25 protein-coding genes are annotated in these 26928 nt (G+C 70.9%); 17 read left to right on the top strand and 8 right to left on the bottom strand.

Annotation, left to right across the window (positions count from 1 at the left end; translation table 11 throughout):
• Positions 1-15 precede the first annotated feature (15 nt).
• Both AB0B45_RS29255 and AB0B45_RS29260 read left to right on the top strand, forming a co-directional pair.
• Complete coding sequence (locus tag AB0B45_RS29255; protein ID WP_358136868.1) at positions 16-3309, top strand: hypothetical protein; 3294 nt, start codon at positions 16-18, stop codon at positions 3307-3309.
• Between the two features lie 251 nt (positions 3310-3560).
• Positions 3561-3752, top strand: a complete 192-nt coding sequence (locus AB0B45_RS29260) for a hypothetical protein (protein WP_358136871.1) — start codon at positions 3561-3563, stop codon at positions 3750-3752.
• Positions 3753-3785: 33 nt separating this feature from the next.
• On the opposite strand, the gene AB0B45_RS29265 is transcribed toward AB0B45_RS29260, so the two are convergent.
• Together AB0B45_RS29265 and AB0B45_RS29270 are read right to left on the bottom strand one after the other, a co-directional pair.
• Positions 3786-4088 carry a DUF3817 domain-containing protein gene (locus AB0B45_RS29265; protein ID WP_358136874.1) on the bottom strand — a complete coding sequence of 101 codons (303 nt, stop codon included), beginning with the start codon at positions 4086-4088 and terminating at the stop codon, positions 3786-3788.
• A 5-nt stretch (positions 4089-4093) separates the two neighbouring features.
• Positions 4094-4861, bottom strand: a complete 768-nt coding sequence (locus AB0B45_RS29270; RefSeq protein WP_358136876.1) for an SURF1 family protein — start codon at positions 4859-4861, stop codon at positions 4094-4096.
• Between the two features lie 104 nt (positions 4862-4965).
• On the opposite strand from AB0B45_RS29270, the gene AB0B45_RS29275 reads away from it, so the two are divergent.
• The 4 genes from AB0B45_RS29275 to AB0B45_RS29290 all read left to right on the top strand — a co-directional run bounded on the left by AB0B45_RS29275 (position 4966) and on the right by AB0B45_RS29290 (position 8403).
• The gene (locus AB0B45_RS29275; RefSeq protein ID WP_358136878.1) at positions 4966-5139 is read left to right on the top strand and encodes a hypothetical protein; all 174 of its coding nucleotides are present in this window, start codon (positions 4966-4968) and stop codon (positions 5137-5139) included.
• Between the two features lie 144 nt (positions 5140-5283).
• Positions 5284-6099, top strand: a complete 816-nt coding sequence (locus AB0B45_RS29280) for a M24 family metallopeptidase (RefSeq protein ID WP_358136881.1) — start codon at positions 5284-5286, stop codon at positions 6097-6099.
• Positions 6096-6965, top strand: coding sequence for a metal-dependent hydrolase (locus AB0B45_RS29285; protein ID WP_358136883.1), 870 nt, complete (start codon positions 6096-6098; stop codon positions 6963-6965). Before AB0B45_RS29280 ends, AB0B45_RS29285 begins: the two co-directional genes overlap by 4 nt.
• Positions 6952-8403 carry an NAD(P)/FAD-dependent oxidoreductase gene (locus AB0B45_RS29290; protein ID WP_358136886.1) on the top strand — a complete coding sequence of 484 codons (1452 nt, stop codon included), beginning with the start codon at positions 6952-6954 and terminating at the stop codon, positions 8401-8403. Before AB0B45_RS29285 ends, AB0B45_RS29290 begins: the two co-directional genes overlap by 14 nt.
• Here the strand turns inward: AB0B45_RS29290 and AB0B45_RS29295 are convergent, their stop codons facing one another.
• Together AB0B45_RS29295 and ggt are read right to left on the bottom strand one after the other, a co-directional pair.
• The gene (locus tag AB0B45_RS29295; protein ID WP_358136888.1) at positions 8404-8760 is read right to left on the bottom strand and encodes a peptidase inhibitor family I36 protein; all 357 of its coding nucleotides are present in this window, start codon (positions 8758-8760) and stop codon (positions 8404-8406) included.
• A gap of 75 nt (positions 8761-8835) precedes the next feature.
• Positions 8836-10587 (bottom strand): gamma-glutamyltransferase, encoded by a 1752-nt coding sequence (gene ggt / locus AB0B45_RS29300; RefSeq protein ID WP_358136891.1) that lies wholly within the window; start codon positions 10585-10587, stop codon positions 8836-8838.
• Positions 10588-10682: 95 nt separating this feature from the next.
• Between ggt and AB0B45_RS29305 the strand changes: the two genes are divergently transcribed.
• The 4 genes from AB0B45_RS29305 (at position 10683) to AB0B45_RS29320 (ending at position 14358) form a co-directional block, all read left to right on the top strand.
• Positions 10683-11783 carry a histidine kinase gene (locus AB0B45_RS29305; protein WP_358136893.1) on the top strand — a complete coding sequence of 367 codons (1101 nt, stop codon included), beginning with the start codon at positions 10683-10685 and terminating at the stop codon, positions 11781-11783.
• Positions 11780-12427 (top strand): response regulator transcription factor, encoded by a 648-nt coding sequence (locus tag AB0B45_RS29310; RefSeq protein ID WP_358136896.1) that lies wholly within the window; start codon positions 11780-11782, stop codon positions 12425-12427. The genes AB0B45_RS29305 and AB0B45_RS29310 overlap by 4 nt, the downstream gene beginning before the upstream one ends.
• 108 nt (positions 12428-12535) lie before the next feature.
• Entirely contained in the window at positions 12536-12748 is a 213-nt protein-coding gene (locus AB0B45_RS29315; RefSeq protein ID WP_358136898.1) for an SHOCT domain-containing protein, read from the top strand.
• A 191-nt stretch (positions 12749-12939) separates the two neighbouring features.
• Positions 12940-14358 (top strand): tetratricopeptide repeat protein, encoded by a 1419-nt coding sequence (locus AB0B45_RS29320; protein ID WP_358136900.1) that lies wholly within the window; start codon positions 12940-12942, stop codon positions 14356-14358.
• A 103-nt stretch (positions 14359-14461) separates the two neighbouring features.
• Here AB0B45_RS29320 and ald read toward each other — a convergent pair whose 3' ends face one another.
• Positions 14462-15577 carry an alanine dehydrogenase gene (ald, locus tag AB0B45_RS29325; RefSeq protein ID WP_358136902.1) on the bottom strand — a complete coding sequence of 372 codons (1116 nt, stop codon included), beginning with the start codon at positions 15575-15577 and terminating at the stop codon, positions 14462-14464.
• 29 nt (positions 15578-15606) lie between these two features.
• On the bottom strand, positions 15607-16989 hold the full coding sequence (locus tag AB0B45_RS29330) for an aspartate aminotransferase family protein (protein ID WP_358136904.1): 1383 nt from the start codon (positions 16987-16989) through the stop codon (positions 15607-15609).
• Positions 16990-17209: 220 nt separating this feature from the next.
• Here AB0B45_RS29330 and AB0B45_RS29335 point away from each other — a divergent pair, with 220 nt between their 5' ends.
• From AB0B45_RS29335 to AB0B45_RS29345, 3 genes are all read left to right on the top strand, one after another.
• Complete coding sequence (locus tag AB0B45_RS29335; RefSeq protein ID WP_358136905.1) at positions 17210-18565, top strand: M20/M25/M40 family metallo-hydrolase; 1356 nt, start codon at positions 17210-17212, stop codon at positions 18563-18565.
• Between the two features lie 102 nt (positions 18566-18667).
• Positions 18668-19438: an arylamine N-acetyltransferase gene (locus tag AB0B45_RS29340; protein ID WP_358136907.1), complete on the top strand. Its 771-nt coding sequence runs from the start codon at positions 18668-18670 to the stop codon at positions 19436-19438.
• 116 nt (positions 19439-19554) lie between these two features.
• The gene (locus AB0B45_RS29345) at positions 19555-19998 is read left to right on the top strand and encodes a GNAT family N-acetyltransferase (protein WP_358136909.1); all 444 of its coding nucleotides are present in this window, start codon (positions 19555-19557) and stop codon (positions 19996-19998) included.
• On the opposite strand, the gene AB0B45_RS29350 is transcribed toward AB0B45_RS29345, so the two are convergent.
• Positions 19973-20449 (bottom strand): PPOX class F420-dependent oxidoreductase, encoded by a 477-nt coding sequence (locus tag AB0B45_RS29350; RefSeq protein ID WP_358136911.1) that lies wholly within the window; start codon positions 20447-20449, stop codon positions 19973-19975. The two genes, AB0B45_RS29345 and AB0B45_RS29350, sit on opposite strands and share 26 nt — an antisense overlap.
• Positions 20450-20561: 112 nt before the next feature.
• Between AB0B45_RS29350 and AB0B45_RS29355 the strand changes: the two genes are divergently transcribed.
• From AB0B45_RS29355 to AB0B45_RS29370, 4 genes are read left to right on the top strand one after another with little or no spacing between them, the layout of a single operon-like run.
• The gene (locus AB0B45_RS29355; protein ID WP_358136913.1) at positions 20562-21122 is read left to right on the top strand and encodes an ATP-binding cassette domain-containing protein; all 561 of its coding nucleotides are present in this window, start codon (positions 20562-20564) and stop codon (positions 21120-21122) included.
• A complete protein-coding gene (locus AB0B45_RS29360) occupies positions 21122-23452 on the top strand; it encodes a YhgE/Pip domain-containing protein (protein ID WP_358136916.1) in 2331 nt (776 codons plus the stop codon). The genes AB0B45_RS29355 and AB0B45_RS29360 overlap by 1 nt, the downstream gene beginning before the upstream one ends.
• Positions 23449-24015, top strand: a complete 567-nt coding sequence (locus AB0B45_RS29365; RefSeq protein ID WP_358136919.1) for a TetR/AcrR family transcriptional regulator — start codon at positions 23449-23451, stop codon at positions 24013-24015. The genes AB0B45_RS29360 and AB0B45_RS29365 overlap by 4 nt, the downstream gene beginning before the upstream one ends.
• Before the next feature lie 21 nt (positions 24016-24036).
• The gene (locus tag AB0B45_RS29370) at positions 24037-25818 is read left to right on the top strand and encodes a substrate-binding and VWA domain-containing protein (RefSeq protein ID WP_358136922.1); all 1782 of its coding nucleotides are present in this window, start codon (positions 24037-24039) and stop codon (positions 25816-25818) included.
• A gap of 75 nt (positions 25819-25893) precedes the next feature.
• Here the strand turns inward: AB0B45_RS29370 and AB0B45_RS29375 are convergent, their stop codons facing one another.
• Entirely contained in the window at positions 25894-26838 is a 945-nt protein-coding gene (locus AB0B45_RS29375; RefSeq protein WP_358136925.1) for a zinc-binding dehydrogenase, read from the bottom strand.
• Positions 26839-26928: the final 90 nt, after the last annotated feature.

Consider the following 26928-nt stretch of genomic DNA (forward strand, 5'->3'; position numbering starts at 1 on the left):
GACGGAGAGATCACCATGAACGGCCAACGCCGGCTGGCCGGACGCTATCGGCTGCTGAACCCCCTGGGCGTCGGGTCCCTCTGGCTCGCCGCCGACGACCTGATGCGCCGCGACGTCGGAATCAGGGAGGTACCCCTCCCACCCGACCCCTCGGCCCGCAGGGAGTTGTGCGGCGCGGTAGGACGCGAGGTCGGGCTCGTCACCGGACTCGGACACGCCTCCATCGAGGCGGTCCACGAGGTGATCGTCGAGGACGGCACGCCGTGGCTGGTCGTCGACCTTCCCCAAGGACGCACGCTCGAACAGACGGTCCTCGAACGACGCCCGCTCCCGGCCGTCCAGGTGGCCAGGATCGGCGTGCACCTGGTGGCGGCGCTGCGCGCCGTCCACGGTGTCGGGGTCGTCCACGGCGACATCCAGCCGTCCACGGTCATCCTCACGCCGACGGGCCGGGCGGTGCTGACGGGCTTCGGCGTGGCGACCCCGTTCCGGCCCCCAGGCGTCGGACCGGCCGCGGACCTGTGGTCGCTGGCCGCGACGCTCCACTTCGGACTCGAGGGCCGCCCTCCCGAGCCCGGACAGCCGATCGGCGGGCCGCTCGGTCCCCTGCTGACCGACATGCTCCACCCCGACCCCGCCGCCCGCCCGTCCGCCGAAACGGTGGCCGCCGCCTTCGCCAACCTCGCGGGCACCGCCCCACCACCCTCCGCGTCATCGCCCTCCACCCCGTCCCGCCCTCCTGCCGCGTCGGAACCCGCCCCCTGGGAACCGTCCCCCGGCCCCCCTCCGGACCCCGCCGCGCCCACCCCGGCGTCGTCGCCCGCACTGTGGGAACCACCCACCCCCGGCCCCTCCCCGGACCCCGCCGCTCCCTCCCCCACGCCGTCGCCCGCACCGTGGGAACCACCCACCCCGGGCCCCTCCACGCCCGGCTCGGACCCTTCCGCTTCCGGGGCGGGCCCCTCCGCGCCACCGCCGTCCGGCTCGGCCTTCTCCACGGCTCGGCCGGTGATCGGAACTCCTGGATCGGGCCCGCACGCCGCGCCTCCGCCACCCCCCTTCACCCCCGCGCACCCGGTCGCGACGCCCGCGTCGACCCCGTGGTCACCACCGACGGCCGCCGCCGACGCCGAAAAGACCCAGGTCGTGGTCGTCCACCCGGCCGTGGATGCCTCTCGTCAAGACCCGCTGGAGGTGACCCGCCCCGCGATGCGCCACGAGGCCCTCCACCTCGACGCCTTGGAAGCGACCAGGCCTGCGCCTCGCCAGGAGTCACGTCCTCTCGACCCCCTGGAAGCCACCCACGTCGCGTCTCGGCCGGAGCCCTCCGAGCTCGACTCCCTGGAAGACACCGACGCCGCCTCTCGCCAGGAGACCTCCGAACTCGACTCCCTGGAGGCCACCAGGCCTGCCCATCACGCCGAGCCCCCCGCCGACCCGATGGCCGCGCAGGGAGCACCCCAAACCCCAGCCTTCGACCCCACAGGCCCCGAACAGCCATCCCATGGCCCAGGCTTCGCCTCCCCCGGACCCGAGGGTGTCCACCACGATCCAGGCTTCGCCTCCACAGGGCCCGAGGGTGTTTCCCACGGTCCAGACTTCGCCTCCACAGGGCCCGAGAGAGTCTTCCACGGCCCGGGTTCTGGCCCCACAGCCGAGGGTGTGCCTCACGGCCCGGGGTTCGGCCCCATGGGACCGGAAGGAGCACCTCAGGGGCAGGGATTCGGCCCGCCGGGACACGAGCAGGCATCCCACGGCCCAGGTCTCGACGCGGCGGCTCACGAGCAAGCACCCTACGGTTCAGGACTCATCCCGCCGGGACACGAGCAGGTACCCTACGGTCCAGGGCTCGACATGGTGGGGCCCGATGGGGTGCTGGGCGGTCCGGTGGGGCACCCGGCAGATCCGGTGGGAGCGCCGTCCGCCCCATGGGCGCCGGGTTCTGGGGGTCCGCCTCCCGGTCCCGTGGGCCCGCCCCCCGGTCCTGGAGGTATGCCGCCCGGGCACGGCCAGCCGTACCCTCTGGCAGGGAACGGCCCCGCCCCCGCCGGGGATGCTCCCGCGACGCCGGGAAAGCCCTCGTTGCTTCGTCGGGTGCTACGACGAGGCCCCAAGGGCAACAAGACAGCTCCCCCGCAGCCTGGCGGACCGCCCACCGGCTGGGGGCCCATGCCTGCCCCTCCCGTGGTGGGAGGGCCGATGCCCGCCGACGCCCCCTCCGCGCCTTGGGGCCCGCCGCACGCACCCGTCGACCCTTCGGCCGGCGGATCCCAGCCACACCAGCCAGGACCCGTCGGGCCTGAGCAGCTCGCTCCTCCCGCTGGGGCCGGGCAACCCGCACCTCACCCCGGCAACCTCCCGCCCTCGTGGGGACCACCGCCGGGGCCGGAGAGCTGGGGTCAGCAACCCACCGCCGCCCCCGGCCCATGGGGGCAACCCGACCACAACGCCCCCGGCGTGTGGGGACCATCCAACGAGAACCCCCCTGGGGCGTGGGGACCGCCTGCTGGAGCCGGGCCCGGCTCGTGGGGACCACCCAACGAAAACGCCCCCGGAGCGTGGGGGCCACCCCACGACAATGCCTCTGGAGGGCGGGGGCCGGACGGTGGGAACGGGTCGGCGCCCTTGGGGCCGCAGAACGGGAACCCGCCTGAGGCGCGGCCGCCTGCCACGCCCATGAGCTGGGGTGTCACCGACGACGCCGCCCCACCAGTGCTCGCCTCGATGCCTGGTGAGCCCGAACCTGTGCCGATCGTCGAGACGACGGCTCCGTTCAGGCGGCCGACGTTCACGGGCCCGCTGGTATTGACTGACCAGCCGCATGGCGCGTCGAGCCGGCACGAGGCGGGCCCTGAGCAACCACCGCGTCCCCTCGAACACATCCTCCACGCCGCGGGCCCATTGGCTCCCGAAGAGGCGGCGGCGGTCGGCCTGGGGGTGCTCGACCTGCTGGCCCCGCTCCACGACTCGGGCCGGTATCACGGCGACCTGCGGCCGGAGACCATCCTGGTGGGCGGTGGCGGGCAGGTGACGCTGGCCGATCCCGCGCCCGCACAGGGGATGTCCCCCTACACCGCCCCCGAGGGGAACGTGGGCCCGGCCGCCGACCTGTGGTCGCTCGGCGCGACGCTGTTCACGGCCGTCGAGGGACGCGCCCCCGCGCCCGGGGCCCCCTTGACGCGGGCGGGGGTGCTCGCTCCCGTGCTGTTCCGCCTGCTGTCCGGCTCGCCCCGCCAGCGGCTCACGGCCGATGAGCTGCGCCTCGACCTACGGGCGATCGCCGCGGTGCCCAGTTCGTCCCGACCGTGACGGTCACGACCCGACACGGTCACGACCCCCGGGGTGGTCACGACCCCGGGGTGTGTGGCGGCCGGGGCGCTCACGGGTTGCGTCCACGGACGTCGGGCGGGAGCCGGTGAACGGGGGCACGGGGCGGAGCCGTACTGAAAAATGAGATATATCGCGGATGGAACCGTCCGGAGGCTCCCGATCGTTGAACCGACGACGCAGAATGTGGAGAGGCGGGGCGCACGGGCTCCGCGTTCGGAGGGATGTTGAGGATGTCGCCCGTCCAGAAGTACGCCATCGGCGCCGGTATCGCCGTCCTGTTCTCGTGGATCTTCCTGCCCGGCTGGCTCACGCTGCTCGTGGTGCTCGGCGTGGTCGCCGCGCCCGTGGTCGGCTACATGATGCTCGACCCCTCGCAGCGTGAGCGGCTCAAGAGGGCCCGCAGGCGCGGGATCGGCGGCTAGCTCCAGGATGAGACCGGCGGCGCGAGGGGGCCATCAGGCCGCGATGGCCTCCCGCACCCTGGCCGTCACCCGGCGCTCGATGTAGAACGACAGCAGCGGCACCGTGCCCGCGAGCATGATGCCCAGCATGTAGCCCCAGCTCCAGCGCGCCTTCATGCCGAGGTTCATGACGGCGATCAGGTAGAGCATGTAGAGGAACCCGTGGATCGGCGAGACGATCTTGGAGGGGGCCGGGATCTCGAAGCCGTACCGCAGCACGATGGCCGTGCAGAGCACGAGCAGCATGGTGCCGACGATGTACGCGAGGACCCGGAAGGGCTTGAGTGCGGACTCCACGATCATCAACCTTCTAGAGCGACTTCGGGTTCGGGGGACTTGCTGGAGCGTACGGCGTCGCGGACGAAGTGGAACCACATGAACACGGCGAATCCCGCGAAGATCCACCAGTTGGCCGCGTAGGCCAGGTTGCGCCAGGTCAGAGTGCCGCCGGTGACCGGTGCCGCCACCTTGACCGGCGCGAGGCCGGGGGTCTGGGCGACCACGAACCCGTTGCGCACCTTCTGCCCCCGCCACAGGTTGATCAGCTCGGCCGTCGAGACCGTCTGCACCTGTCCGGTGGGCACGCCCTCGGGCCGCCGCTGGACGCTGTCGGTGCCCTCGGGCATCCGCAGCCGCCCGCTCACCGTCACCTCGCCGGTCGGTACGGCGACGCCGGGGTCGTTCGGCTTGGCCACCCAGCCGCGCACGACCGGCATGAGCGTGCCGTCGCGCAGCGCGAGCGGGGTGAGCACCCAGTAGCCCTGGTCTCTGGAGACGTTGCCGCCAGGCGCGGCCACGTCGGGCCTGCGGTCGGCGACGAGCAGCTGGCGTCCCGCGTCGTAGGCGCCGGAGGCGGTGACGCGCCGTCCCACCGAGGTGCCCTCGATCTGGGCGCCCACCCTGCTGAGCGATTCGACGGCGACGGGCGCGGGGTCGGTGGTGACGGTCGGCTTGCCCGAGTCCTCGAAGACGCCGAGCTGCCAGCGGCCGAGCAGGATGAAGGAGACGAGAACCCCGATCGCGAGCACGTGCAACCCGAGCATGCGGGGCGCGAGCAGGGTTCTGAGCATGCGTCCACGCTATCCGGCCATACCTGCGGTCCGATAATCGACTGCCCCACCGAGTCATGCCAAAAGGCACAAATCCACCAGCCGATCCCGCTAGAGTGCATCGCATGTCTGACCAGCACATCGACCCCGCGGGGAACACTCAGCAGTTCCGCGCGTTCGCCGAGCGGTCCGAGAAGGAGTCGGCGGCCGCGCCCAAGCGCTCCGCCGCCCTGCCGATCATCGCGGTGGTGCTCGCCGTCGCCATCGTCGGCGTGATCGCCTACTTGCTCCTGGTCTAAGCGCCAGGGGCCCTTCACCCGCCGTTCGACGAGGTCGCGGCGGGTTCTTGTCGTTTCGGGACACCGTGACGCCTGGTCCCGTCACCCTTCCGCACGGTCACCACCTCTGGACCTGGCCCCGCATGTCCAACTACATTGGACTTTGTGTCCAATAGAGTCGACCTGGACAGGTTCCGCGAGCTGCAACGGCTCGCCTACCAGGGCGCCGAGCACGTCGCCTCCCGGCTCGAGCCCGGCGTGAGCGAGCGGATGGCCGCCGCCGCGCTGCGCAGATGGCTGGAGCGCCACGGCGTCGACGACTGGTTCCACGTGCCGTTCGCCTGGTTCGGCGATCGCAGCGCCTTCAGGGACTTCAGGATCCCGACGCAGTTCCTGCCGACCAACCGCCGCCTCGAACCGGGCATGCCGTACGTGCTGGACGCGGCGCCCGTCATGGACGGCTACGTCGCCGACATCGGCTTCTCCGGCTGCCTGGGCGGCAACGCCGCGTGGACCCGGCTCGATCACGACCTGTCCGCGCACCGCGCGGACATCCTGGACCTGGTACGGCAGCGCCGCACGTTCCGGGACATCTACCGGGCGGTCGACGACCGGATCAAGGAGCAGGGCCACACCAACCGCCACCAGGTCTATCCAGGGCGCGTGATCGGCCACCGGGTCGACCGCATCCGCGTGGGCGGGCCGAGGTTCGTCGTCTTCGACTCCTTCGGCTTCAGGACGCTCAGGACGATCGGCCGCGAACTGGTCAAGGAGCGGCTGGAGGGCCGCTCGCCGCTCTGGGCGGGCGGCAGGGCGTCGGCCCACCCGCCCACGCCGGGCCTGTGGGCCGTCGAACCCCACCTCGGCACCGAGGGCGACACCGTCGGGGCCAAGTTCGAGGAGATCCTGGTGGTCACCGAGGACGACGCGTTCTGGCTCGACGACGACCTCCCCCACGTCCGCCGCTGGAGGGCGGCGTGATCAAGCCGCGCAGAGTGCGTTTCTCCTGGGAGGACACCCCGCTGCACTGGGTGCCGGGCGATCCCTTCACCACGCACCTGATCAACGTGCTGCACATGCTGCTGCCCGCCGGCGAGCGCTGGTTCGTGCACGTCTTCAGGCAGGCCCTGCCGTACGTCACGGATGAGACGCTGCAGGCCGAGGTCAAGGGCTTCATGGGGCAGGAGGGCACGCACGCGGTGGCGCACCAGCGCGTCCTGGAGCACATGAAGGAGCAGGGCCTCGACCCCACCCCCTACGTCGAGAACGTCGAGTGGCTCTTCGAGCGCATGCTCGGCGACCACACGATGCCGCCGATGGCCGAGAGGTTCTGGCTGAAGGAGCGGCTGGCGATCATCGCGGCGATCGAGCACTACACGGCGGTGCTCGGCGACTGGATCCTGCACGCGACGCCGCTGGACGAGGCGGGATCCGACCCGGTGATGATGGACCTGCTGCGCTGGCACGGCGCCGAGGAGGTCGAGCACCGCAGCGTGGCCTTCGACCTGTTCACGCACCTCGACGGCTCCTACGCGCGCAGGGCGCGCACGATGGTCGTGACCGGGCCCGTCCTGATCTACCTGCTCAAGCGGGGCGCGGGGTTCCTGCTGGCCAACGATCCCCTGGTGGCGGGGCGCATCGAGGCCAGGTGGACCCACTTCTTCCACCGCGCGCACCAGGGCAGGGTGCCGACGATGCGCAGCCTGGCGCTGGCCATGCCCAGGTACCTGCGACCCGGCTTCCATCCCAGCCAGGAGGGCGACCTGAAGGCCGCCCTCGACTACATCGCCATGTCACCCGCGCATGCCGAGTTCGAGTCCTACAGGAGGTCCCGTGGAAGCCAGTGACAAGCCGGGAATTGTCATCATCGGTTCGGGTTTCGCCGGGATCGGGATGGCGATCAAGCTGAAGGAGGCCGGGTTCCACGATTTCGTGATCCTGGAGAAGGCGGACGACCTGGGCGGAACCTGGCGGGACAACACCTACCCCGGCTGCGCGTGCGACGTCCCTTCGCACATGTACTCCTACTCCTACGAGCTCAACCCCGGCTGGTCGCGGATGTTCTCCCCGCAGGAGGAGATCTGGGAGTACATGCGGGCGTGCGTGTGGAAGTACGGCATCGACCCTCATCTCCGGTACGGCAAGCAGGTGGTGAGCCTCGAATACACCGGCAGGGAATGGGAGATCACCACGTCGGACGGCCAGACGCTGCGAGCGAACGCGGTGATCTCCGCCATCGGCGCCCTTCACGTACCGAAATTTCCGGAAATCTCGGGTGCTTTCGCTGGGCCCGCCTTCCACTCAGCCGAATGGGACCACGGCGTCGACCTCAAGGGCAAGCGCGTGGCGGTCATCGGCACCGGCGCCTCCGCCATCCAGTTCGTCCCCCAGATCGCCACCGAGGCCGCCCAGCTGACCGTCTTCCAGCGCACACCCCCGTGGATCCACCCCAAGCCCGACTTCGCCGTCCCCGACCGGATGAAGCGGCTGCTCAAGCTCCCAGGAGCCGCCCGCGCCCTGCGCAACGGCATCTACTGGACGCTGGAGACGAGAGCCCTCGGCTTCGCCGTCGACCCCAGGCTGATGGCCTTCCACGAGAACCTGGCACTGCGGCACCTCGAACGTCAGGTGCCCGACCCCGAGCTGCGCCGCAGGCTCACCCCCGACTACACGATCGGCTGCAAGCGCATCCTCATCTCCAGCGACTACTATCCCGCGCTGAGCAGGCCGAACGTCTCACTGGTCACCGACGGCATCGCCGAGCTCCGCGACCACGCGGTCGTCGACGTCACGGGCAAGGAGCACGAGGCCGACGTCGTCGTCTACGGCACCGGCTTCAAGGTGACCGACGCGCTGCAGGAGCAGCGGATCGTCGGCAGGGACGGCCTGAAGATCCAGGACGCGTGGCAGGACGGCATCGAGGCCTACTACGGCATCGCCACCGCGGGCTTCCCCAACCTGTTCTTCCTGCTCGGGCCCAACACGGGGCTCGGCCACAACTCGGTGGTCTTCATGATCGAGTCGCAGGTCCGGTACGTCATGGACTGCCTGCGACTGCTGTCCAGGACGCAGGCGAGGGCGATCGACGTCAGGCCCGAGCGGCAGCGGGCCTTCAACGAGCGGCTACAGGAGCGCCTCAACCGCCTCGTATGGAACGAGGGCGGATGCCGGTCCTGGTATCTGGACGAGCACGGAGTCAACCGGACGATCTGGCCGGGCTTCACCTTCGAGTACTGGGCGCGCACCAGGAGGATGAAGCCCGACGCCTTCGAGCTGATCTACTGACTAGCAGTAGCGGGCGGGGGCGACGCGGTCCATCTTGTGGCCGAAGCGCCGGAGGTAGTTCGGGCTGTAGTCGCCACCGCCCGCCCTGCGCCGCTCGTTCCAGCTCCACTCGGAGTCGCCCGTGTCGACGAAGCAGACCTCGGTGTTCGCCACGAACGAGCCCACCCGGTCGGCGTGCTCGGCGCCGATGTGGACGTTGCCGTCGGCCGCCCGCCAGGTGAAGACCTCGCCCGTGTAGTCGGCTCCCGCCCACAGGCACACGTCCGCCCGGCATGTGGGCCGCGGGGCGGCCTGGGCGGGCGCGGCGGGCAGGATCAGGGCGCCGGCGGTCAGGGCGGAGGCGAACACCAGGTGCATGCGGGGGTTCCTCTCGTGGCGAGATGCGGGACCCCCGCACGATAGATCTCTACGTGATCGCCTGACTACGATGAGCTATGGGGTTCTCACCACCATGGCACTGCCGCCGCCCCGCCGTACGGGCTCGGCCACGGCCTGGATCTTCCCCCTTCCGGTGAACTCCAGGGCGGTGGCCGCGCCGATCTCCGGGTTCAGGGCGAAGGTGTGGCCCCTGGCCTCCAGCTCGACCCGGTAGCGGTCGAGGAAGCCCTGCTCGGCCTGCGTCTGCGAGGTGTTGCGCTGGGTGGCCCTCGGCGCGGCGAGCGCGTCGGGCAGGTTCATGCCGAATTCGTAGCGGTTGACGATGATCTGCAGCACGGTCGTGATGATCGTCGAGCCGCCGGGCGAGCCGACCGCCAGCACCGGCTTGCCCTCGTCGAGCACGATCGTCGGGGCCATGGACGAGCGGGGACGCTTGCCGGGCGCGGGCAGGTTCGGGTCGCCGGGGGCGGGGCCGGGGGTGAAGTCGGTCAGCTCGTTGTTGAGCATGACGCCGCGTCCCGGCACCACGATGCCGTTGCCGCCGGTGGACTCGATCGTGAGGTTGTAGGCGACCACGTTGCCCCAGCGGTCGGCGACGACCAGGTGCGTGGTCTCCGGGCCCTCCTGCGCCGGCGGGGTGACCGCCTCGTCCAGCGCCTCACCGCAGCCCGTGTAGGTGCCGTCGGGGGTGCCGGGGGCGGCGGGGTGCGCCATCGCGCGCTCGCCCACCAGGCAGGCGCGTTCCTTGGCGAAGCCGTCGCTGAGCAGTTCGGCCAGAGGCACGTTCGGGATGTCGCCGACGTACTTGCCGCGGTCGGCGAAGGACAGCCTCGACGCCTCCAGGTACTCGTGGAGGCCCACGGTGGGCAGCGCCTCCAGGATGTTGAGCGCCTCGCCGACCGTGGAGCCGCCCGAGGAGGGGATCGACATGCCGTACACCTGCATGCCGTTGTAGTCGACGCGTGTCGGCTCCCGCGTCAGCGCCCGGTAGGCGGTCAGGTCGGAGATCTCCATCAGGCCAGGCCGCACGTTGCGGGTCGCGCCAGGAGTGATCGGCGGGTTCTTGACCGTCGTGACGATCTCCTGGCCGAGCCGCCCGCCGTACAGCCACTCGGGGCCGCGCCTGCCCAGCTCGCGGTAGGTGTCGGCGAGCTCGGGGTTCCTGAAGACGGACCCGACGGGCGGCGGCGCGCCGTTCGGCAGGTAGAGCTTGGCGGTGGAGGCGATGTCCTTGAACCTGGCGGCGTTCGCGGCGGTCTGGTCGTGGAAGGTCTGGTCGACCACGAAGCCCTTGGACGCCACCTCGATCGCGGGCTTCAGCGCGTCACGCAGGCTGGTGGTGCCGAACTTGCGCAACGCCAGGTCCCACTGCGCGACCGTGCCGGGCACGCCCGCGGACAGGCCGCTGGTGACGGCCTCCTCGAACGGGATGCCCTCCAACGAGGTCGACGTCATCGCGGCGGGCGCCGTCTCGCGCCCGTCGATCGAGTAGACCCTGCCCCGCCTGGAGTCGTAGTAGACCATGAACCCGCCGCCGGCCAGGCCCGCGGAGTACGGCTCGGTGACGCCGAGGACGGCACCCGCCGCCACCGCGGCGTCCATCGCGTTGCCGCCCTTCTTCAGGACGCCCAGCGCGGCCTTGCTGGCGTCGAGGTCGACTGTCGCCACGGCCCCGCCGTACCCCTCGGCGACGGGCTGCTTCTGCGTGGCGGGCGGCGGCTTGTGATCCGCCGCCTGCCCCGCGACGGCGGGCGCGGCGACGAGGAACGGTGTGACGGCGACGAGAGCCAGGATGTGTCGGCGCATGATCCCAACAATGGACCAGCTACGCCGGTGGCGGTAGGGCCCCCTGCGACATCGGGAGGATGTGCAGGCGGCGCGGGGTCGTCTAGCGTGGGCTGGTGCGCAAGACCCCTTATTTCGCTCTGGTGGTCGCTGTGTTCCAGGTGATCGCCTCCCAGGGGGCGTACTACGGGCAGACCGACCGCGCAAAGGTCGACGCGACGGCCATCGTGCTGCTGCTCGTCGGGCCCGCGATGATGCTCCTCAGGCGCAGGTTCCCGAACACGTCGCTGGCCCTCACGCTCGTGGCGACCTGCCTGTACCTGTGGGGCGGCTACCCCTACGGCCCGGTGTTCGCCAGCCCGATCATCATGCTCTTCCAGACCGTCGCCGAGGGGCGCAGGAAGCTCGCGCTGATCGCCTCCGGCCTGACCACGGTCTTCTTCCTGATCTATTCGACCTGGCTGGTCAACCGGCCGTCGTCCGGCCTGTGGCACGTCCTGGCGATCGTCGCGGTCATGGCGCTGATCCTCGCCGCGGGTGAGCTGGCCCGGTACCAGCGCCAGGGGCGAGCCGAGCGGGCGCGGGTGGCCGAGGAGGAGTCCAGGCGGCAGGCCAGCGAGGAGCGCCTGACGATGGCGCAGGAGCTGCACGACGTGCTGGCGCACAACATCTCGCTCATCCACGTTCAGGCTTCCACGGCCCTTCACCTGATGGACGACGACCCCTCGCAGGCCCGCACCGCGCTCACCGCCATCAAGGGCGCCTCCAAGGAGGTGCTCGGCGAGCTGCGCTCGGTGCTGAACGTGCTGCGCGAGGGCGCGCCCCGGTCGCCGACCGCCGGGCTCGACCGGCTCAACGACCTGGTCGAACGGTCGGGGCTCGACGTGTCGCTCGAGCAGGTCGAGGCCCGGCCGCTGCCTGCCCAGGTCGAGCGGGCGGCCTACCGCATCGTGCAGGAGTCGCTCACCAACGCCGCCCGTTACGCGCCGGGGTCCCGGGTGTCGGTGCGGCTGGAGTACCTTCCCGCCGAGCTGATCATCACGGTCGCCGACACGGGGGCGTCGATGCCTGCCGTACTGGCCGAGGAGGGCAGCGGCAACGGCATCCCCGGCATGCGCGAGCGCGCGTCGGCGCTCGGTGGCACGCTGACCGCCGGGCCCACGAACACCGGATACACGGTCGAGGCCAGGCTGCCACTACCGGAGGAAACGCAATGATCAAGCTGCTGCTGGCCGACGACCAGGCGCTGGTGCGGGCGGGCTTCAAGGCGCTGCTCGACGCGCAGCCCGACATGAGCGTCATCGCCGAGGCCTCCGACGGGGCCGAGGCGGTACGGCTGTCGCGGGAGCACGCGCCCGACGTCGTGCTCATGGACATCCGCATGCCGGGCACCGACGGACTGACCGCGACCAGGCAGATGCCGCCAGGGCCCCGGATCATCATCCTGACCACCTTCGAGCTGGACGAATACGTCTTCGAGGCGCTGCGCGGCGGGGCCAGCGGCTTCCTGGTCAAGGACACCGAGCCGGCCGAGCTGATCCAGGCGGTGCGGGTGGTGGCGGCGGGCGAGGCGCTGCTGTCGCCGAGCGTGACCAGACGGCTGATCGCCGAGTACGCGACGCGGGCCAAGGAGCCCGTCGCCGCCGACGGGCTCGACCTGCTGACCGAGCGGGAGCGGGAGGTGCTGGCGCTGGTCGGGACGGGGATGACCAACGACGAGATCGCGGCCAGGCTGTTCATGTCCCCCGCCACGGCGAAGACGCACGTGAGCAGGTCGATGATGAAGCTGCACGCCCGCGACCGCGCCCAGCTCGTGGTCATCGCCTACGAGTCCGGCCTGGTCAAGCCCGGCTGGCTCTGACCGGGGGCGCATACACCGCCCGTCGTATCCCAGAACGCGACCGCTGTCCGATTCGGCGGCCTCCTCGCGCGAGCAGGCTGGTCCCAACGTCGAGAAAGGACAACAGCGATGCACAGCTTCTGGCCCGTCTTCCCGCTCTTCTGGATCCTGTTCTGGATCGCCGCCGTGACGCTCTTCGTCAAGGTCAGGCGCAAGGGCGTCTGGGGCGGGGCGCCGCCCAGCCGTACGGCGCCGGCCGAGCAGATCCTCGCCGAGCGCTACGCCCGCGGCGAGATGGACGACGAGGAGTACCTCCAGCGCTCGTCCGTACTGAAGTCGTAGGCGCGCCCGCCGTCCTGCTGCTGTGGCGGGGTGACGCCGACGTCGGTCGCGGGTAGGGGCGTGCCCCTCCCCGCGACCCCCGTGCCGTGCGCGTTTCCTCGTGAAGGTAGTGAATTGAACTACTGAGGCCGGAGAGAAAGTTCTCGTCGATTACACTCCGCGATCGAGTCATCACATGTCACCCTGGCGCAATGACGTGGTGGCAGAACGAGCGGGAGGTGGGGGCGCCGTCCGGGTCCGTCGAGACGCCCGCGCCGGTTCCTGCGCCCCGCTCAGGAGACGAACCCGATCTCCTTGTCGCCGCCCAGCACGGCGACGACCAGGCCGCGCACCGGCTGGGCAAGCTCTACGCCCAGCGTGGCGACCGCTCGGCCGCCCGGCACTGGTGGGAGCGGGCCGCGGCGGGCGGCAACATCGACAGCGCCTACAACCTGGGTGTCTGGCACGAGAAGCACGGCACGCTCGAGGAGGCCGTCCGCTGGTACGAGCTGGCGGCGGGGACCGGCGACGCCGAGGCCGCCGTCAACCTGGCCACCCTGCTGCTGGAGCAGCGCGGCGACGTCGACGCGGCGCGCAGGTGGTTCGAGGCCGCCGCCCACGCCGGGTCCAGGTCGGCGGCCAGGAGGCTGGCGCTGATCTGCGAGGACGCGGACGAGCTGCCGTTCGCCCGCGAGTGGCACCGCAGGGCCGCGGCCGACGGCGACGTCGCCTCCGCCCACGACCTCGGGTTCCTGTCCTACCAGGCGGGCGAGGAGGAGGAGACGGTCCGCTGCTGGGAGTACGCCGCGCGCGGCGGCCACGCCGAGGCGGCCTACCATCTCGGCCTGTTCCTGCAGGCCTCCCGCGATCCGGAGGGCGCCGAGGCCTACTACCGGCTGGCCGCCAAGAACGAGCATCCAGGCGCCGCCTCCCAGCTCGGCGGCATCGCGCTGTCGCGCAGAGACCTCCGTACGGCCCGCGCCTGGTTCGAGCGGGCCGCGCAGGCAGGGCGACTGGAGGACCAGCGGATGGCGGGGTTCGTCTGCGTGGAGCTGTCCGACTCGCAGGGGGCCAGCCACTGGTTCGGCAGGGCGGCGGCGAGCGGCGACGCCGAGTCGGCCTTCAACTTCGGCCTGCTGCTCATCGCCGAGCTCGGCGACCTGCAGGGCGGGCAGCACTGGTTCAGGCAGGCGGCGATGGCGGGGCACCATCGGGCGGCGATGGAGCTCGGTGGGCTGCTGTCGGCCACGGGGAACGCGCACGAGGCCGAGAAGTGGCTGGCCGACCCGCCGCCGCCGACCTGGGATCGACTCGCCGAGCCCGAACTGACCGCCCGGGCCGAACTGGCGGCCGCGGCGACGGCGCGCAGGGGCGGGGTGACGCTGCGGGTACGGGACCTGACGGAGATCCTCGGCACGTGGGACCTGCTCACCCGGCCGCTGCGGGACCACGCCGACGTGGTGGTGTGGCTGGTGGAGCGGAGCGGGCTGCGGTCGTCGGCGGTGGAGCACCTGGCGTCGGTGCGAACGACGATCGTGCGACCTGGGACGTCGCCGTGGCCCACCCCTTCGGAAGTGGAGCACGTGCTCACCACGGCCCGAGACCTCCGCCGACGCCTGGGATCCCGCTGAACCGCCCCCCGCACCCGACGTGCCAGATCCGCGATCCCGCAGGCGGGCGCGGACGCGGGAACGCCCGCCGGTGGTGTGCCGGCGGGCGTTGCTCGGGTGGTGGTCAGGCGGCGAGCACGTCGGCCACCGGCACGTACGGCAGGCCGAGCGCCTCGGCGACCGGCTCGTTCGTGAGCTGGCCTGCGTGGGTGTTGAGGCCGAGGGCGAGCGCGTGGTCCGCCTTCAGCGCCTCCTTCCACCCCAGGTTCGCCAGCTTGACCGCGTACGGCAGCGTCGCGTTGGTCAGCGCGTAGGTCGAGGTGTTCGCCACGGAACCCGGCATGTTCGCCACGCAGTAGAAGATCGAGTTGTGCACCTGGTAGGTGGGCTCGGCGTGCGTGGTGGGGCGGGAGTCCTCGAAGCAGCCGCCCTGGTCGATCGCGATGTCGACGAGGACGGAGCCCGGCTTCATGCGCGACACCAGCTCGTTGGAGACCAGCGTCGGCGCCTTCGCGCCGGGGATGAGGACCGCGCCGATGACCAGGTCGGCCTTGAGGACCTCCTGCTCGAGCGCGTAGGACGTGGACACGAGCGTCTTCAGCCGGCCCTGGTAGATCGCGTCGATGAAGCGCAGGCGGTCGATGTTGGTGTCGAGGACGGTGACGTCCGCGCCCATGCCGACCGCGATCTGGGCCGCGTTCAGGCCGGAGACGCCGCCGCCGATGACGACGACCTTGGCGGGGGCGACGCCGGGGACGCCGCCGGGCAGGACGCCGCGCCCGCCGTTGAAGCGCATGAGGTTGTAGGCGCCGACCTGCGGGGCGAGGCGGCCCGCGACCTCGGACATCGGGGCCAGCAGCGGAAGGGTGTTGCCGACCTGGACGGTCTCGTAGGCGATGCCGGTGGTGCCCGCCTTGAGCAGCGCGTCGGCGCAGTCCTTGCCCGCGGCCAGGTGCAGGTAGGTGAAGAGCACCAGGTCCTCGCGCATGCGGTGGTACTCCTCGGCGATGGGCTCCTTGACCTTGAGCACCATCTCCGACTCGCCCCAGACGGCGTCGGCGGAGTCGAGGATCTTGGCACCGGCGGCGAGGTACTCCTCGTCGGTGATGTGCGAGCCGAGACCGGCGCCCCGCTGGACGTGAACGTCGTGGCCGCCTCGAACCAGTTCGTGCACGCCGGCCGGGGTGGCCGCGACGCGGTACTCGTGGTTCTTCACCTCGGCGGGAACGCCGATCTTCATGGGTGGGTCCTTTCCTGAGAGGGGGTGCTTTAGAGGAGGTTCAGGCCTTCGACCAGAACGTTGCGGATGATCGACTCGATCTCGTCGAACTCCTTCTGCCCGGCGATGAGCGGAGGAGCGAGCTGGATGACCGGGTCGCCGCGGTCGTCGGCGCGGCAGTAGAGGCCGTTGGAGTAGAGCGCGTTGGACAGGTAGCCGCGGATGAGCCGCTCGGACTCCTCGGCGCTGAAGGTCTCCTTCGTCACCTTGTCCTTGACCAGCTCGATGCCCCAGAAGTAGCCGGAGCCGCGGACGTCGCCGACGATCGGCAGGTCCTTGAGCTTCTCGAGGGTGCTCTTGAACGCGCCCTCGTTACGGCTGACGTGGCCGAGCAGGTCCTCGCGCTCGAAGATGTCGAGGTTGGCCAGCGCGACCGCGGCGGAGACGGGGTGCCCGCCGAAGGTGTAGCCGTGGGCGAACATCTCGGCGCCGTCCTTGAACGGCTCGAACAGCCTGTCGTGCGCGATCATGGCGCCGAGCGGCGAGTAGCCGGAGGTCAGGCCCTTGGCCGAGGTGATGATGTCAGGCGTGTAGTCGAACTTCTGACCGCCGAACATCGTGCCGAGCCTGCCGTACGCGCAGATGACCTCGTCGGAGACCAGCAGCACGTCGTACTCGTCGCAGATCTCGCGCAGCCGCTGGAAGTATCCGGGCGGCGGCGGGAAACAGCCGCCCGCGTTCTGCACCGGCTCGACGAAGACGGCGGCGACGGTGTCGGGGCCCTCCATCTCGATGGCCTGGGCGACGCGGTCGGCGGCCCACAGGCCGTACTGCTCGGGCGTCATGCCCTTGATGCCGGAGATCTCGTCGGCGCGGTAGTGGTTGGTGTTCGGCACGCGGATGGAGCCGGGCACGAGCGGCTCGAACATCTGCTTGAAGGCGGGGATGCCGGTGATCGACAGGGCGCCCTGCGGGGTGCCGTGGTAGGCGATCTGGCGGCTGATGACCTTGTGCTTGAGCGGCTTGCCGGTGACCTTGTAGTACTGCTTGGCCAGCTTCCACGCGGTCTCGACGGCCTCGCCGCCACCGGTGGTGAAGAACACGCGGTTGAGGTCGCCGGGCGCCTCCTGGGCGAGCCGGTGTGCGAGCTCGGCCGCCTTCGGGTGGGCGTAGGACCACAGGGGGAAGAAGGCCAGCTCCTGCGCCTGCTTGGCGGCGGCCTCGGCCAGCTCGCTGCGGCCGTGGCCGACCTGGACGACGAAGAGTCCTGCCAGCCCGTCGAGGTAGCGCTTGCCGTGAATGTCGTAGATGTAGGCGCCTTCACCCCGCACGATGGTGGGGATCTCGTGCTCCTTGTAGGAGCTGTGCCGGGTGAAATGCAACCACAGGTTGTCCTGAGCGGCCTTGAGAACGTCGTTTTCGGGCTGCGTCATCGGTATCTTCCCTCGTGTCTGAACTCCCCACAGTGTGCATGTTCACATGGGGTGTTGCCAAGCGAAAGCGTGGCAACACTCTGCAAGAAATCCGGGATCCGCAGATCGCCTCTGTAATATCGACGAAATCCGCATGGCCCTTCGAAGCCCGTTTCCACCATGTGGAACCTTCTGTGATGCAATGAGACGTACTGTCCAGAACGACACCGGGGGACAACCCGTGACTCCTGACCAGCTAGAGAGCGCCGTCGCGGCGGGAATGCCCCAGGCCATCGAGGACCTGAAGCGGCTGGCGTCCATCCCCTCCGTGGCCTTCCCCGGCCACCCCGAGGAGCCCGTCCTCGCCGCCGCCGCCGCGACCGAGGAACTGCTGCGCAGCGTGGGCCTGCCGCACGTGCAGCGGATTCCCGTGGAGGGCAGCTTCCCCGCCGTCTTCGGCGAGGCGCCCGCTCCCCCCGGCGCTCCCACGGTGCTGCTGTACGCGCACTACGACGTGCAGCCCGCAGGCGACCCCGCGGCGTGGCGCACCCCGCCCTTCGAGCCCACCCTGATCGACGGGTCCCTGTACGGCAGGGGCACCGCCGACGACAAGTCGGGCATCATCTCCCACATCGCCGCCCTGCGCGCCTTCCACGGCCGCTTCCCCGTCGGCATCAAGGTGATCATCGAGGGGCAGGAGGAGTACGCAGGCGAGCGCCTGGAGGCCTTCGTCGAGCGCAACCCCGAGCTGGTCCGCGCCGACGCGATCATCGTCGCCGACACCGGCAACCCGCGCATCGGCGACCCCGCTGTCACGACGTCGCTGCGCGGCATGGCCGCCTTCACCATCGAGACGCGGACGCTGCGCGAGCCCGTCCACAGCGGCTCCTTCGGCGGCGCGGCCCCCGACGCGCTGGCCGCGCTCATGCGCGTGCTGACCGCGCTGCACGACGACAACGGCGACATCCGCGTCCCCGGCCTGCCGCGCGGCAGCTTCCTCGGCACCGGCCCCACCGAGGAGGAGTTCAGGAAGACGGCAGGCGTCCTCGACGGCGTCTCGCTTGTCGGTTCCGGCTCGCTCGCCGACCGCCTGTGGTCCTCCTACGCGATCACCGTGACGGGCATGGACGTCCCCACGGTCTCCGGCGCCATCAACGCCGTCCAGCCGGCGGCGCGCGCCAGGGTGACGGTCCGCATCCCGCCCGCGGGCGACCCCAAGACGACGCTCGACGCCATCACCGACTTCCTGCAGCAGGTCGCGCCGTGGGGCGTGAAGGTGAGCTTCAGCGACTTCGTCGTCGGGTCGGGCTTCCAGGCCGACTCGGGCGGCAGGGCGCGCTCGGCGCTCAACAGGGCCATGGAGCGCGCCTTCGGCCGCGCCCCCCGCGACGTGGGCGCAGGCGGGTCGATCCCGCTGGTCAACACGCTGCTCAAGCAGTTCCCCCTGGCCGAGATCCTGCTGTTCGGCGCGGAGGACGAGGACGCGGCGATCCACGCGCCCAACGAGCGGGTGAACCTGGAGGAGCTGCGCAGGGTGGTGACCACCGAGGCCCTCTTCCTGGCGGAGTACGGCGCGCCATCCGCCCTGGGGATCTGACCTCCACGGCATCACCCCCCCTGGGGCGCGCTACGCGCGAACGGGCTCGGACTCCTCCTCTGAGGGATCCGAGCCCCCGCGGCGCGTGGTTGGCTTTGTCTCATGGACGAGTCGCAGATCACCCGGTACCTGGACAGATTCGGTGCGACGCGGCCCGCTGAGCCGGACGCGGGAAGCCTGCGGGCTCTCCAGCTCGCGCACCTGGAGGCGGTGCCGTTCGAGAATCTGAGCATCCATCTCGGCGAGCCGATCTCGCTCAAGCCCGGAGCGTTGTTCGACAAGATCGTCGACAGCCGCCGCGGCGGCTTCTGTTACGAGCTGAACGGGCTGTTCGCCGAGCTACTGACCGCGCTCGGCTACCAGGTGACGATGCTGGCCGCCAGGGTCTTCCACGGCAGCACGCCGGGGCCGCTGTTCGACCACATGGCGCTGCGCGTCGATCTCGACGAGCCTTGGCTGGTCGACGTGGGCTTCGGCGACTTCGCCGACGAGCCGCTGCGGCTGGACGAGCGCGGCGAGCAGAGTGACGGCGGGGGTGTGTTCCAGATCGTTCCGGCTCCCAGCGGCTCCGGCGACCTCGACATCCTGCACCGGGGCGAGCAGGGCTACCGGTTGACCGCGCGGCCGTACGAGCTGGCGGACTTCGTCCCGACGTGCTGGTGGCAGACGACCTCAACGCAGTCGCACTTCACCAGGTCACCGGTCTGTTCGATGCGTACGGCCCAGGGCAGGACCACGATCAGCGGCCGCAAGCTGATCCATACCGTGCACGGCGAGCGCACCGAACGCGTTCTGAGCGAGATCGAGCTCCTGCCTGCCTACCTCGACCACTTCGGGATCGCGCTCGACCGGCCCCCGGCCGCCGGAGCATGAGGCGCGCCCGGAAGGGCCGGTAGTGGTCCTGCGGTTTCCGCGGGAAGTGGGCGTGTCGCGCCAGGCCACTCGTGCGTAGATTGGGGCGCCCGTGGCCGTACCACCAGGAAGCGCACATGATCAGCATCGGCAGGCTCCACCCGTCCGACAGGCCCGCGTGGGAGGCCCTGTTCCGCGCCTACATCGACTTCTACCAGCGCACCGAGCCCGACGAGATGTACCAGCGGGCATGGGAGGAGTTCGAGAAGGACACCAGGATGCACGCGCTCGGCGCCAGGCTGGACGGCCGGCTGGTCGGGATCACGCACTTCCTCGTCCATCCCAGCACCTCTGCGCCCGACGCGGACGCCTGCTACCTACAGGACCTGTTCACCGCCCCTGACGTGCGCGGAAAGGGCGTGGCACGGGCGCTGATCTCGGCGGTGACCGAGGAGGCGCGGCGGCGCGGCTGCGGGCGCGTCTACTGGCACACCCAGGAGTCGAACGGCACGGCGCGGCGCCTCTACGACAAGGTGGCCGAGAACCGCGGGTTCATCACGTACCTGATCCCGCTGCCATAGCGGGAGGGAAGCCGCCGGTGGCGATGGGTCCCCAAGCGTCGATCCGAATGCGGATGAGCGACTTGTCCTGGCGGCGCATGGCCGCGCGGTACTCGTCCCAGTCGGGGTGCTCGCCCGAGATGCACCGGTAGTACTCGACCAGCGGCTCCAGGGCCTCGGGCAGGTCGAGGACCTCGGCGCGGCCGTCGACCTGGACGTACGGCCCGTCCCACGTGTCGGACAGCACGCAGATCGACACCCGCTCGTCCCGCCTGGCGTTCTGGGACTTGGCCCTCGCCGGGTAGGTGGACACGACGATCCTGCCCTCCTCGTCGACGCCGCAGGTGACGGGCGAGAGCTGGGGCCGCCCGGTGGAGCGGGTGGTGCTCAGCAGGCCGCGATGCCGCGGGCGGAGGAAGTCGAGCAGCTCGGGCAGCTCCACGCGGCGGGCTGTGGCGATCGTCGGTGCCATTTCATGACCTTTCAGTGGGTGCGTGGGCATCATCACACACGCTCGGGGACGTTCGTCGCCATCCCATGCGTTAGCTTTTGTACTGACTGGTCAGTTCTAAAGAGGAGTCGTGGTGATCGTCGCGAAGGGTCTGTCGGTGGAAGGGGTGTTCGCCGACGTCTCGCTCGAAGCGGGCGAGAACACGCTCACCGTGGTCGCGGGCCCGACCGGCAGCGGCCGTACGAGCCTGCTGCTGACGCTCTCCGGCCGGATGAAGCCGACGGCGGGCACCCTGCACGTGGCAGGGCACACCGGCCCGCGCGCGATCCGCAGGGTCGCGGCGCTGGCGCTGGTCGACGGGGTGACCGACTTCGACAAGGCGCTGACCGTCCACGAGCACCTGCACGAGCGCCGCAGGGGGCGCAAGCACCACGCCGAGGCCCTCGAGGGGGCGGGCCTCGAGGTGGACCAGCGGACGCTCGTGCGGGAGCTCGACAGGGAGCAGCGGGTACGGCTCGGCGTCGCCCTCGCGCTGCTCGACTCCCCCGCCCTGATCGTCGCCGACAACATCGACGCGGGCCTGCCGCCCGAGCGCCAGATCGCGCTGTGGAACCTGTTCAGGGACCTGGGCAGGACCGTGGTCGCCTCCTGCGTGACCCCGCCCGCCCGCTACGACCACCTCGTGGAGCTGTGATGAAGGAGTTGCGCCGGTTCTCGCGGTCCCGGCTGACCAGGGCGGCGATCGCGGGTGTGGTGATGCTGCCCCTGCTGTACGCGGGGCTGTACCTGTGGTCGTTCTGGGATCCGCAGGGCCACCTCGACAGGGTGCCCGTCGCCCTGGTGATGGAGGACCGCCCCGCCGACGCGGACGGCAGGACGCTGCACGCGGGCCAGGACCTGGCCGAGGAGCTCAAGGACCGTGAGGTCTTCGACTGGCACACGACCACCGCCACGCAGGCGGCCGACGGCGTGCGCGACGGCAGCTACTACCTGTCGCTGACCGTCCCCGCCGACTTCAGCGCGCGCCTGGCCTCGCCCTCGCAGGACGGCACGCCCAGCCCCGCCCAGCTCAGCGTCGAGGTGGACGCCGGCCGCTCCTACATCATGAGCTCCATCTCCGACGCGGTCTTCAACGAGGTCAGGGCGGCGGCCGCGCAGACCGCAGTGCACGACTACTTCGACCAGGTCTTCGTCTCGATCGGCGACATGCACGACAAGACGAACGAGGCGGCCGACGGCGCGGACAAGCTGCACAAGGGCGCCAACAAGATCGACAAGGGCCTGGGCAAGACGGAGAGCGCCACCCAGCAGCTGTCGGCGGGCCTGGGCAGGACCGAGGACGGCGCCCAGCGGCTCACCGTGGGCCTGGGCAGCGCGAACAGCGCCACGGGCAAGCTCGCCGCAGGCTCGGCCAAGGTCACCAAGGGCCTGGTCACCGCCCAGAACGGGCTCACCCAGCTCGGCACCGGGCTGACCAAGCTGGGCGACGGCGCCGCGAAGGTCGCCGCGGGCAACAAGCAGGTCTACGACCAGGTGCACGCGAACTCGGGCAAGGTGAACGACGCGGCCGACAAGTACATCCCCGTCCTGGAGGAGTGGGGCCCGCGCGTGGGCGACGCCGCCGACCGCATCGCCGACGGGCTCGACGCGATCGCCGACGGGCTCGGCTCGACGTCGGGCCAGGACACGAACCGGGTCAGCGGGGCGGCAGAGGAGGCGGCGGGCAAGGCGCAGGCCGTACAGGACTATCTGGAGTCGCACCCGGACGCCGACCCCGAGCTGCGGCGGCTGGCCAGGGCCGCGGCCTCGTCGGCGCAGTCGGTCGTCGACAGGGCGTCCTCTGTGGGGCAGCGGCAGGACACCGGCTCCGACTCGCGGGAGCGCCTCGCGGACCTGCAGCGGGAGGCCAGGGAGCTGGCCGCGAACGCGCGCAAGGTGGCCGAGGCCGCGCCCAAGGTGGGGCCGCAGGTGGCGGCGCTGCGTGAGAAGTACAACGAGCTGGACGCGGGTCTGGCCAAGCTGGCCGACGGCGCGGCCCAGGTGAACGCCGGCATCACCAAGTCGGGCACGGCCGTGGGCAAGCTGACGACCGGCGTCGGCAAGCTGGCCGACGGCTCGCAGCAGGTCAGCGACGGGCTCGGCAAGCTCGGCGGCGGCCTGGTGAAGCTGACCGACGGCGCCACCCAGCTGCGCACCGGCGTCGGCAGGCTGAACGACGGCGCCGACCAGCTCCACTCAGGCGTCGGCAAGCTGCACGACGGCTCGGGCAAGCTCAGCGACGGCTCGAAGGACCTGGCCGCCGGACTGAACGACGGCGCCGAGCAGATCCCCGACTACAGCAAGTCGGAGCGGGACGGGCGCACGGACATGATGAGCGACCCCGTGCGGCTGGCCAAGTCCGTCGACAACGAGGTGCCCAACTACGGCACCGGGTTCGCGCCGTTCTTCGTGCCGCTGGCGCTGTGGGTGGGCGCGATGATCGCCTACATGGTGCTGCGCCCGCTCAACCCGCGCCTTCTCGCCGGTACGGCAGGCGCGCTGCGGGTGGCGCTGTCCGGCTGGGTCCCCGCCTTCGCACTGGGCGCGGCGCAGGTCGGCGTGCTGCTGGCCGTCCTGAGGTTCGCCCTCGGCCTGGAGGCGGCGCACTGGGCGGGCGTGGCAGGACTGCTGCTGCTGGCCACGGGCGCGTTCATGGCGATCATCCAGGCGGTCAACGCGCTGCTCGGCGCGCCCGGCAGGGTGGTCGCGCTGGCCCTGCTGATGCTGCAGCTGACCTCGGCGGCGGGCACCTACCCGATCGAGACCTCGCCCGGCTTCTTCCAGACGATCTCGCCATGGCTGCCCATGAGCTGGCTGGTGTCGGCGCTGCGCCGGTTGATCAGCGGCGGCGATCTGACCGTGGTGTGGCAGGCTGGCGGCGTGCTCACCCTGTTCCTCCTCCTCGGGCTCGCGCTCACGGTCCTCGCCGTGAACAAGGGCCGCACCTGGTCGGTCAAGCGCCTGCACCCCGAGCTGTCGCTGTGAGCAGGGCGGAGACGCGCTCCAAGGTGTTCGGCGCGGCGATCGAACTGATCGCCGAGCAGGGCTACTCGGCCACCACGGTCGACGCGATCGCCGAGCGCGCGGGTGTGGCCAAGGGCACCGTCTTCTACAACTTCGGCACGAAGGAGGCGCTGTTCGCCGCCCTGCTCGAGCACAGCATCGAGCGGCTCGCCCACGCGCTGCGCGAGGCGGCGGTCGGCGACACGGGCCTGGCCGCGCTCGACGCGGCCGTGCGCGGCCAGCTGGAGTTCTTCGAGCAGTACGGCGCCTTGGCCAGGGTGCTGCTGGCCGAGATGTGGCGCACCGCGTGGCAGGAGGCGGTGGCCAAGCTGCGCTCCGAGGTGTTCGGCGTCTACGCGGACGTCCTGCGCAGGGCCGTCGACGAGGGCGCCGTACGGCCCGACCTCGACGTCGACACCGCCGCGACCGCGATCTTCGGCATGGTCCTGACGGTCACGATCGAGCGGCGCGCCCTGCACCCCCAACGCCCGCTGGACGAGACCCACAGAACACTGGTCGAACTCCTGCACGGGCGCGTGAGGTAGGTCCTGTTTTACGATCACTGAGTGGCGTATCCCCCCGCGCGGCCACGCCGTCGCGTCCTGCCGTTCGTCGTCGCCGTGATCGTCGCGGCCGGGCTCATCGTGGGCCTGCGGTGGTACACCACGAGAGAGCCGGGGCAGCCGGCCGCCTGCGGGGGCCCGGCCGTACCGCTCAGAGTGGCGGCATCCCAGGACAAGGTGCACATCCTGCGCAAGGTCGCCGCCGACTACAACAAGGCGACGTGCGCCGCGGTCACGGTCGACGAGGCGAACTCCGGCATCGTGATGCGGACGCTGGCCAGAGGCTGGAAAGAGCAGAGCGACGGCAAGCGGCCCGACGTGTGGGCGCCCGCCGGCAGCGCGTGGGTGACGTTGCTGCGCAGGCAGGCCGGTACGGCCGACGGCACGGTTCCCGTGGCCGAGGGCGAGCCGGTCCCGATCATGACCTCGCCGCTCACGATCGCGATGCCGCAGCCGATGGCCGAGGCGCTCGGCTGGCCCGGCAAGGCGATCGGCTGGGCCGACCTGGCCAAGCTGGCCGCCGACCCCAAGGGTTGGGCCAGGTACGGCCACCCCGAGTGGGGCGCGTTCAAGCTCGGCAAGACCAATCCGAACTTCTCCACCAGCGGGCTCAACGCGACGATCGGGGCCTACTTCGCCGCCACCGGCACGACCGGCGACCTGACCGTGCGCGACCTCGCCAAGCCCGAGGTCAAGCGGTTCGTGCGGGACGTCGAGCGGTCGATCGTCCACTACGGCGACATCACGATGACCTTCATGGCCAACCTGCGGCGCGCCGACGCCAGGGGCGCGGCGATGCGGTACATCTCGGCGGTGACGCTGGAGGAGAACTCGGTCACCGACTACAACAGGGGCAATCCGTCGGGCGACCCCGCGACGCTCGGCAAGGAGCCGCCGCCTCGGACGCCGCTCGCCGCGATCTACCCCTCCGACGGCACCCTCTACTCCGACCACCCGTACGTCCCGCTGACCTGGATGGACGCGAGGACGAAGGCCGTGGCCGCCGACTTCCTGACTTATCTTCATTCGGCGGCCGTGCAGGGCTATTTCCAGTCGTTCGGCTACCGCACCTTCGACGGCAAGCCTGGACCGCTGGCCAAGCAGGAGTACGGCGTGCTGCCGAACGCGAAGATCGCCGAGCTCGCGATGCCGTCCGCCGCCGTGCTGGAGGAGCTGCTGCGCGGCTGGTCGTCGCTGCGCAAACGGGCGAACGTCCTCATCGTGATCGACAAGTCGGGATCGATGGAGCAGGAGGCCGAAGGGACCGGGCAGACCAGGCTGGAGCTGGCGAAGAAGGCGGCTGTCAACGCGCTGCCGCAGTTCAGGGGGGACGACGCGGTCGGGCTCTGGGCCTTCTCCACCAACCAGGACGGCGCGCTGGACCACAGGGAGCTGGTGCCCCTCGACCCGATGTCGGCCACCGGCCCCAAGCTGAAGCGGCAGATCACCGACCTGCTCCCCCAGGGCGGCACCGGGCTGTACGACACGGCGCTGGCCGCCTTCTCGACGATGAAGGCGGCCCACGATCCCGAGGCGATCAACGCGGTGGTGTTCCTGACCGACGGCAAGAACGAGAAGAGCGGAGGGATCTCGCTGGACAACCTGCTGCCCCAGCTGGAGTCAGGCGGGGAGCAGAGCGTCCGGCTGTTCACCATCGGGTTCGGGACGGACGCCGATCAGGAGACGCTGAGGAGGATCGCGGAGGCGACGGACGGGGCGGCGTACGACTCGTCCCGCCCCGACGCCATCGACCAGGTCTTCACCGCGGTCATCTCGAACTTCTGACCCCCTTCGAGGCCACCGGCACGGTCACCGTACGTGCGTCGAGTGCTCTCGGCGCGGCGACAGCGGCATTGGACGTCAGGGGAGGAGGACGATCTTCCCCTGCGTACGGCGCGCCGCCAGGTCCTCCAGCGCCACCCGAGCGTCGGCGAGCTTGTACTCGCCGCCCACCACCGGCCGCAGCCGTCCCGCGACCGTCAGACCCACCAGCTCCCGCAGCGGTTCGTCCCGCATGCCTGGCATCCGCAGCGTCGGCCCCACCCAGAATCCCGTCACTGACGCGTTCCTGTTCGTCAGCAGGTCGACGTCGACCGGCGTAGGGTCCACGCCCGACGACGTCCCGTAGGCGACGATCCTGCCGAAGGGCGCGAGCGCGTCGACGGCCGCGTCGAACACGGGGCCGCCCACGGCGTCGAGGACGATGTCGACCCCGCGCCCACCGTTCGCCGAGATGATCCGCTCCGCGTACCCGTCGGCCGAGCCGTCCACCGCCGCGTCGGCGCCGAGCGACAGCGTCAGCTCGCGCTTGGCCGCGGTGGAGGCGGTGGCGATCACGCGAGAGGCGCCGAACTGCCTGGCGAGCTGCACGGCGAGGTGGCCGACCCCGCCCGCGCCCGCGTTGACGACCACGCTGTCGCCCTGCCGTACCCTGGCGGCGGTGCGCAGCAGGTGCCAGGCGGTCAGTCCCTGCACGAGCAGCGCGAGCGCCTCGCCCGCCGCCATCGTCGAGGGGATCTCCACCGGGTCCTTGACGACAGCCTTGGTGGCGTACCCCCTGCTGGTGAACGCCATCACCCTGGTGCCGTGGGCGGTGCGGCCGACGACCTCGCTGCCCGGCACGAAGGGCAGCTCGGGCGGCAGGTAGGTGCCCGCGATCCGCTCGATGTCGGCGAAGTTCACCCCTGCGGCCTCCACCTCGACGAGCACCTCGCCGTCGCCGGGCACGGGGTCGGGCAGCTCCGTCTCGTGGAGCTCGTCGAGGCCGCCAAGCCTGGTGATCTGGACAGCGCGCACGGCCGTCATCCCCCTTCGATGAGATCAGGTACGGCAACGCTACGAACAGCCGGAAGCCCCCAGGTAGGGGGACGCGTCAATGGATGAGCCCCATTGCAT

The organism is Nonomuraea sp. NPDC049152 (genome assembly GCF_040648355.1).
Classification (GTDB): domain Bacteria; phylum Actinomycetota; class Actinomycetes; order Streptosporangiales; family Streptosporangiaceae; genus Nonomuraea.

Excerpts from the sequence above, each read along its gene's own strand:
- AB0B45_RS29375 (WP_358136925.1), bottom strand. The coding sequence starts at position 26,838 with ATGACGGCCGTGCGCGCTGTCCAGATCACCAGGCTTGGCGGCCTCGAC.
- AB0B45_RS29345 (WP_358136909.1), top strand. The coding sequence starts at position 19,555 with ATGATCAGCATCGGCAGGCTCCACCCGTCCGACAGGCCCGCGTGGGAG.
- AB0B45_RS29330 (WP_358136904.1), bottom strand. The coding sequence starts at position 16,989 with ATGACGCAGCCCGAAAACGACGTTCTCAAGGCCGCTCAGGACAACCTG.
- AB0B45_RS29350 (WP_358136911.1), bottom strand. The coding sequence starts at position 20,449 with ATGGCACCGACGATCGCCACAGCCCGCCGCGTGGAGCTGCCCGAGCTG.
- AB0B45_RS29260 (WP_358136871.1), top strand. The coding sequence starts at position 3,561 with ATGTCGCCCGTCCAGAAGTACGCCATCGGCGCCGGTATCGCCGTCCTG.
- ggt (WP_358136891.1), bottom strand. The coding sequence starts at position 10,587 with ATGCGCCGACACATCCTGGCTCTCGTCGCCGTCACACCGTTCCTCGTC.
- ald (WP_358136902.1), bottom strand. The coding sequence starts at position 15,577 with ATGAAGATCGGCGTTCCCGCCGAGGTGAAGAACCACGAGTACCGCGTC.
- AB0B45_RS29270 (WP_358136876.1), bottom strand. The coding sequence starts at position 4,861 with ATGCTCAGAACCCTGCTCGCGCCCCGCATGCTCGGGTTGCACGTGCTC.
- AB0B45_RS29320 (WP_358136900.1), top strand. The coding sequence starts at position 12,940 with ATGACGTGGTGGCAGAACGAGCGGGAGGTGGGGGCGCCGTCCGGGTCC.
- AB0B45_RS29310 (WP_358136896.1), top strand. The coding sequence starts at position 11,780 with ATGATCAAGCTGCTGCTGGCCGACGACCAGGCGCTGGTGCGGGCGGGC.
- AB0B45_RS29295 (WP_358136888.1), bottom strand. The coding sequence starts at position 8,760 with ATGCACCTGGTGTTCGCCTCCGCCCTGACCGCCGGCGCCCTGATCCTG.
- AB0B45_RS29255 (WP_358136868.1), top strand. The coding sequence starts at position 16 with ATGAACGGCCAACGCCGGCTGGCCGGACGCTATCGGCTGCTGAACCCC.
- AB0B45_RS29315 (WP_358136898.1), top strand. The coding sequence starts at position 12,536 with ATGCACAGCTTCTGGCCCGTCTTCCCGCTCTTCTGGATCCTGTTCTGG.
- AB0B45_RS29340 (WP_358136907.1), top strand. The coding sequence starts at position 18,668 with ATGGACGAGTCGCAGATCACCCGGTACCTGGACAGATTCGGTGCGACG.
- AB0B45_RS29360 (WP_358136916.1), top strand. The coding sequence starts at position 21,122 with ATGAAGGAGTTGCGCCGGTTCTCGCGGTCCCGGCTGACCAGGGCGGCG.
- AB0B45_RS29275 (WP_358136878.1), top strand. The coding sequence starts at position 4,966 with ATGTCTGACCAGCACATCGACCCCGCGGGGAACACTCAGCAGTTCCGC.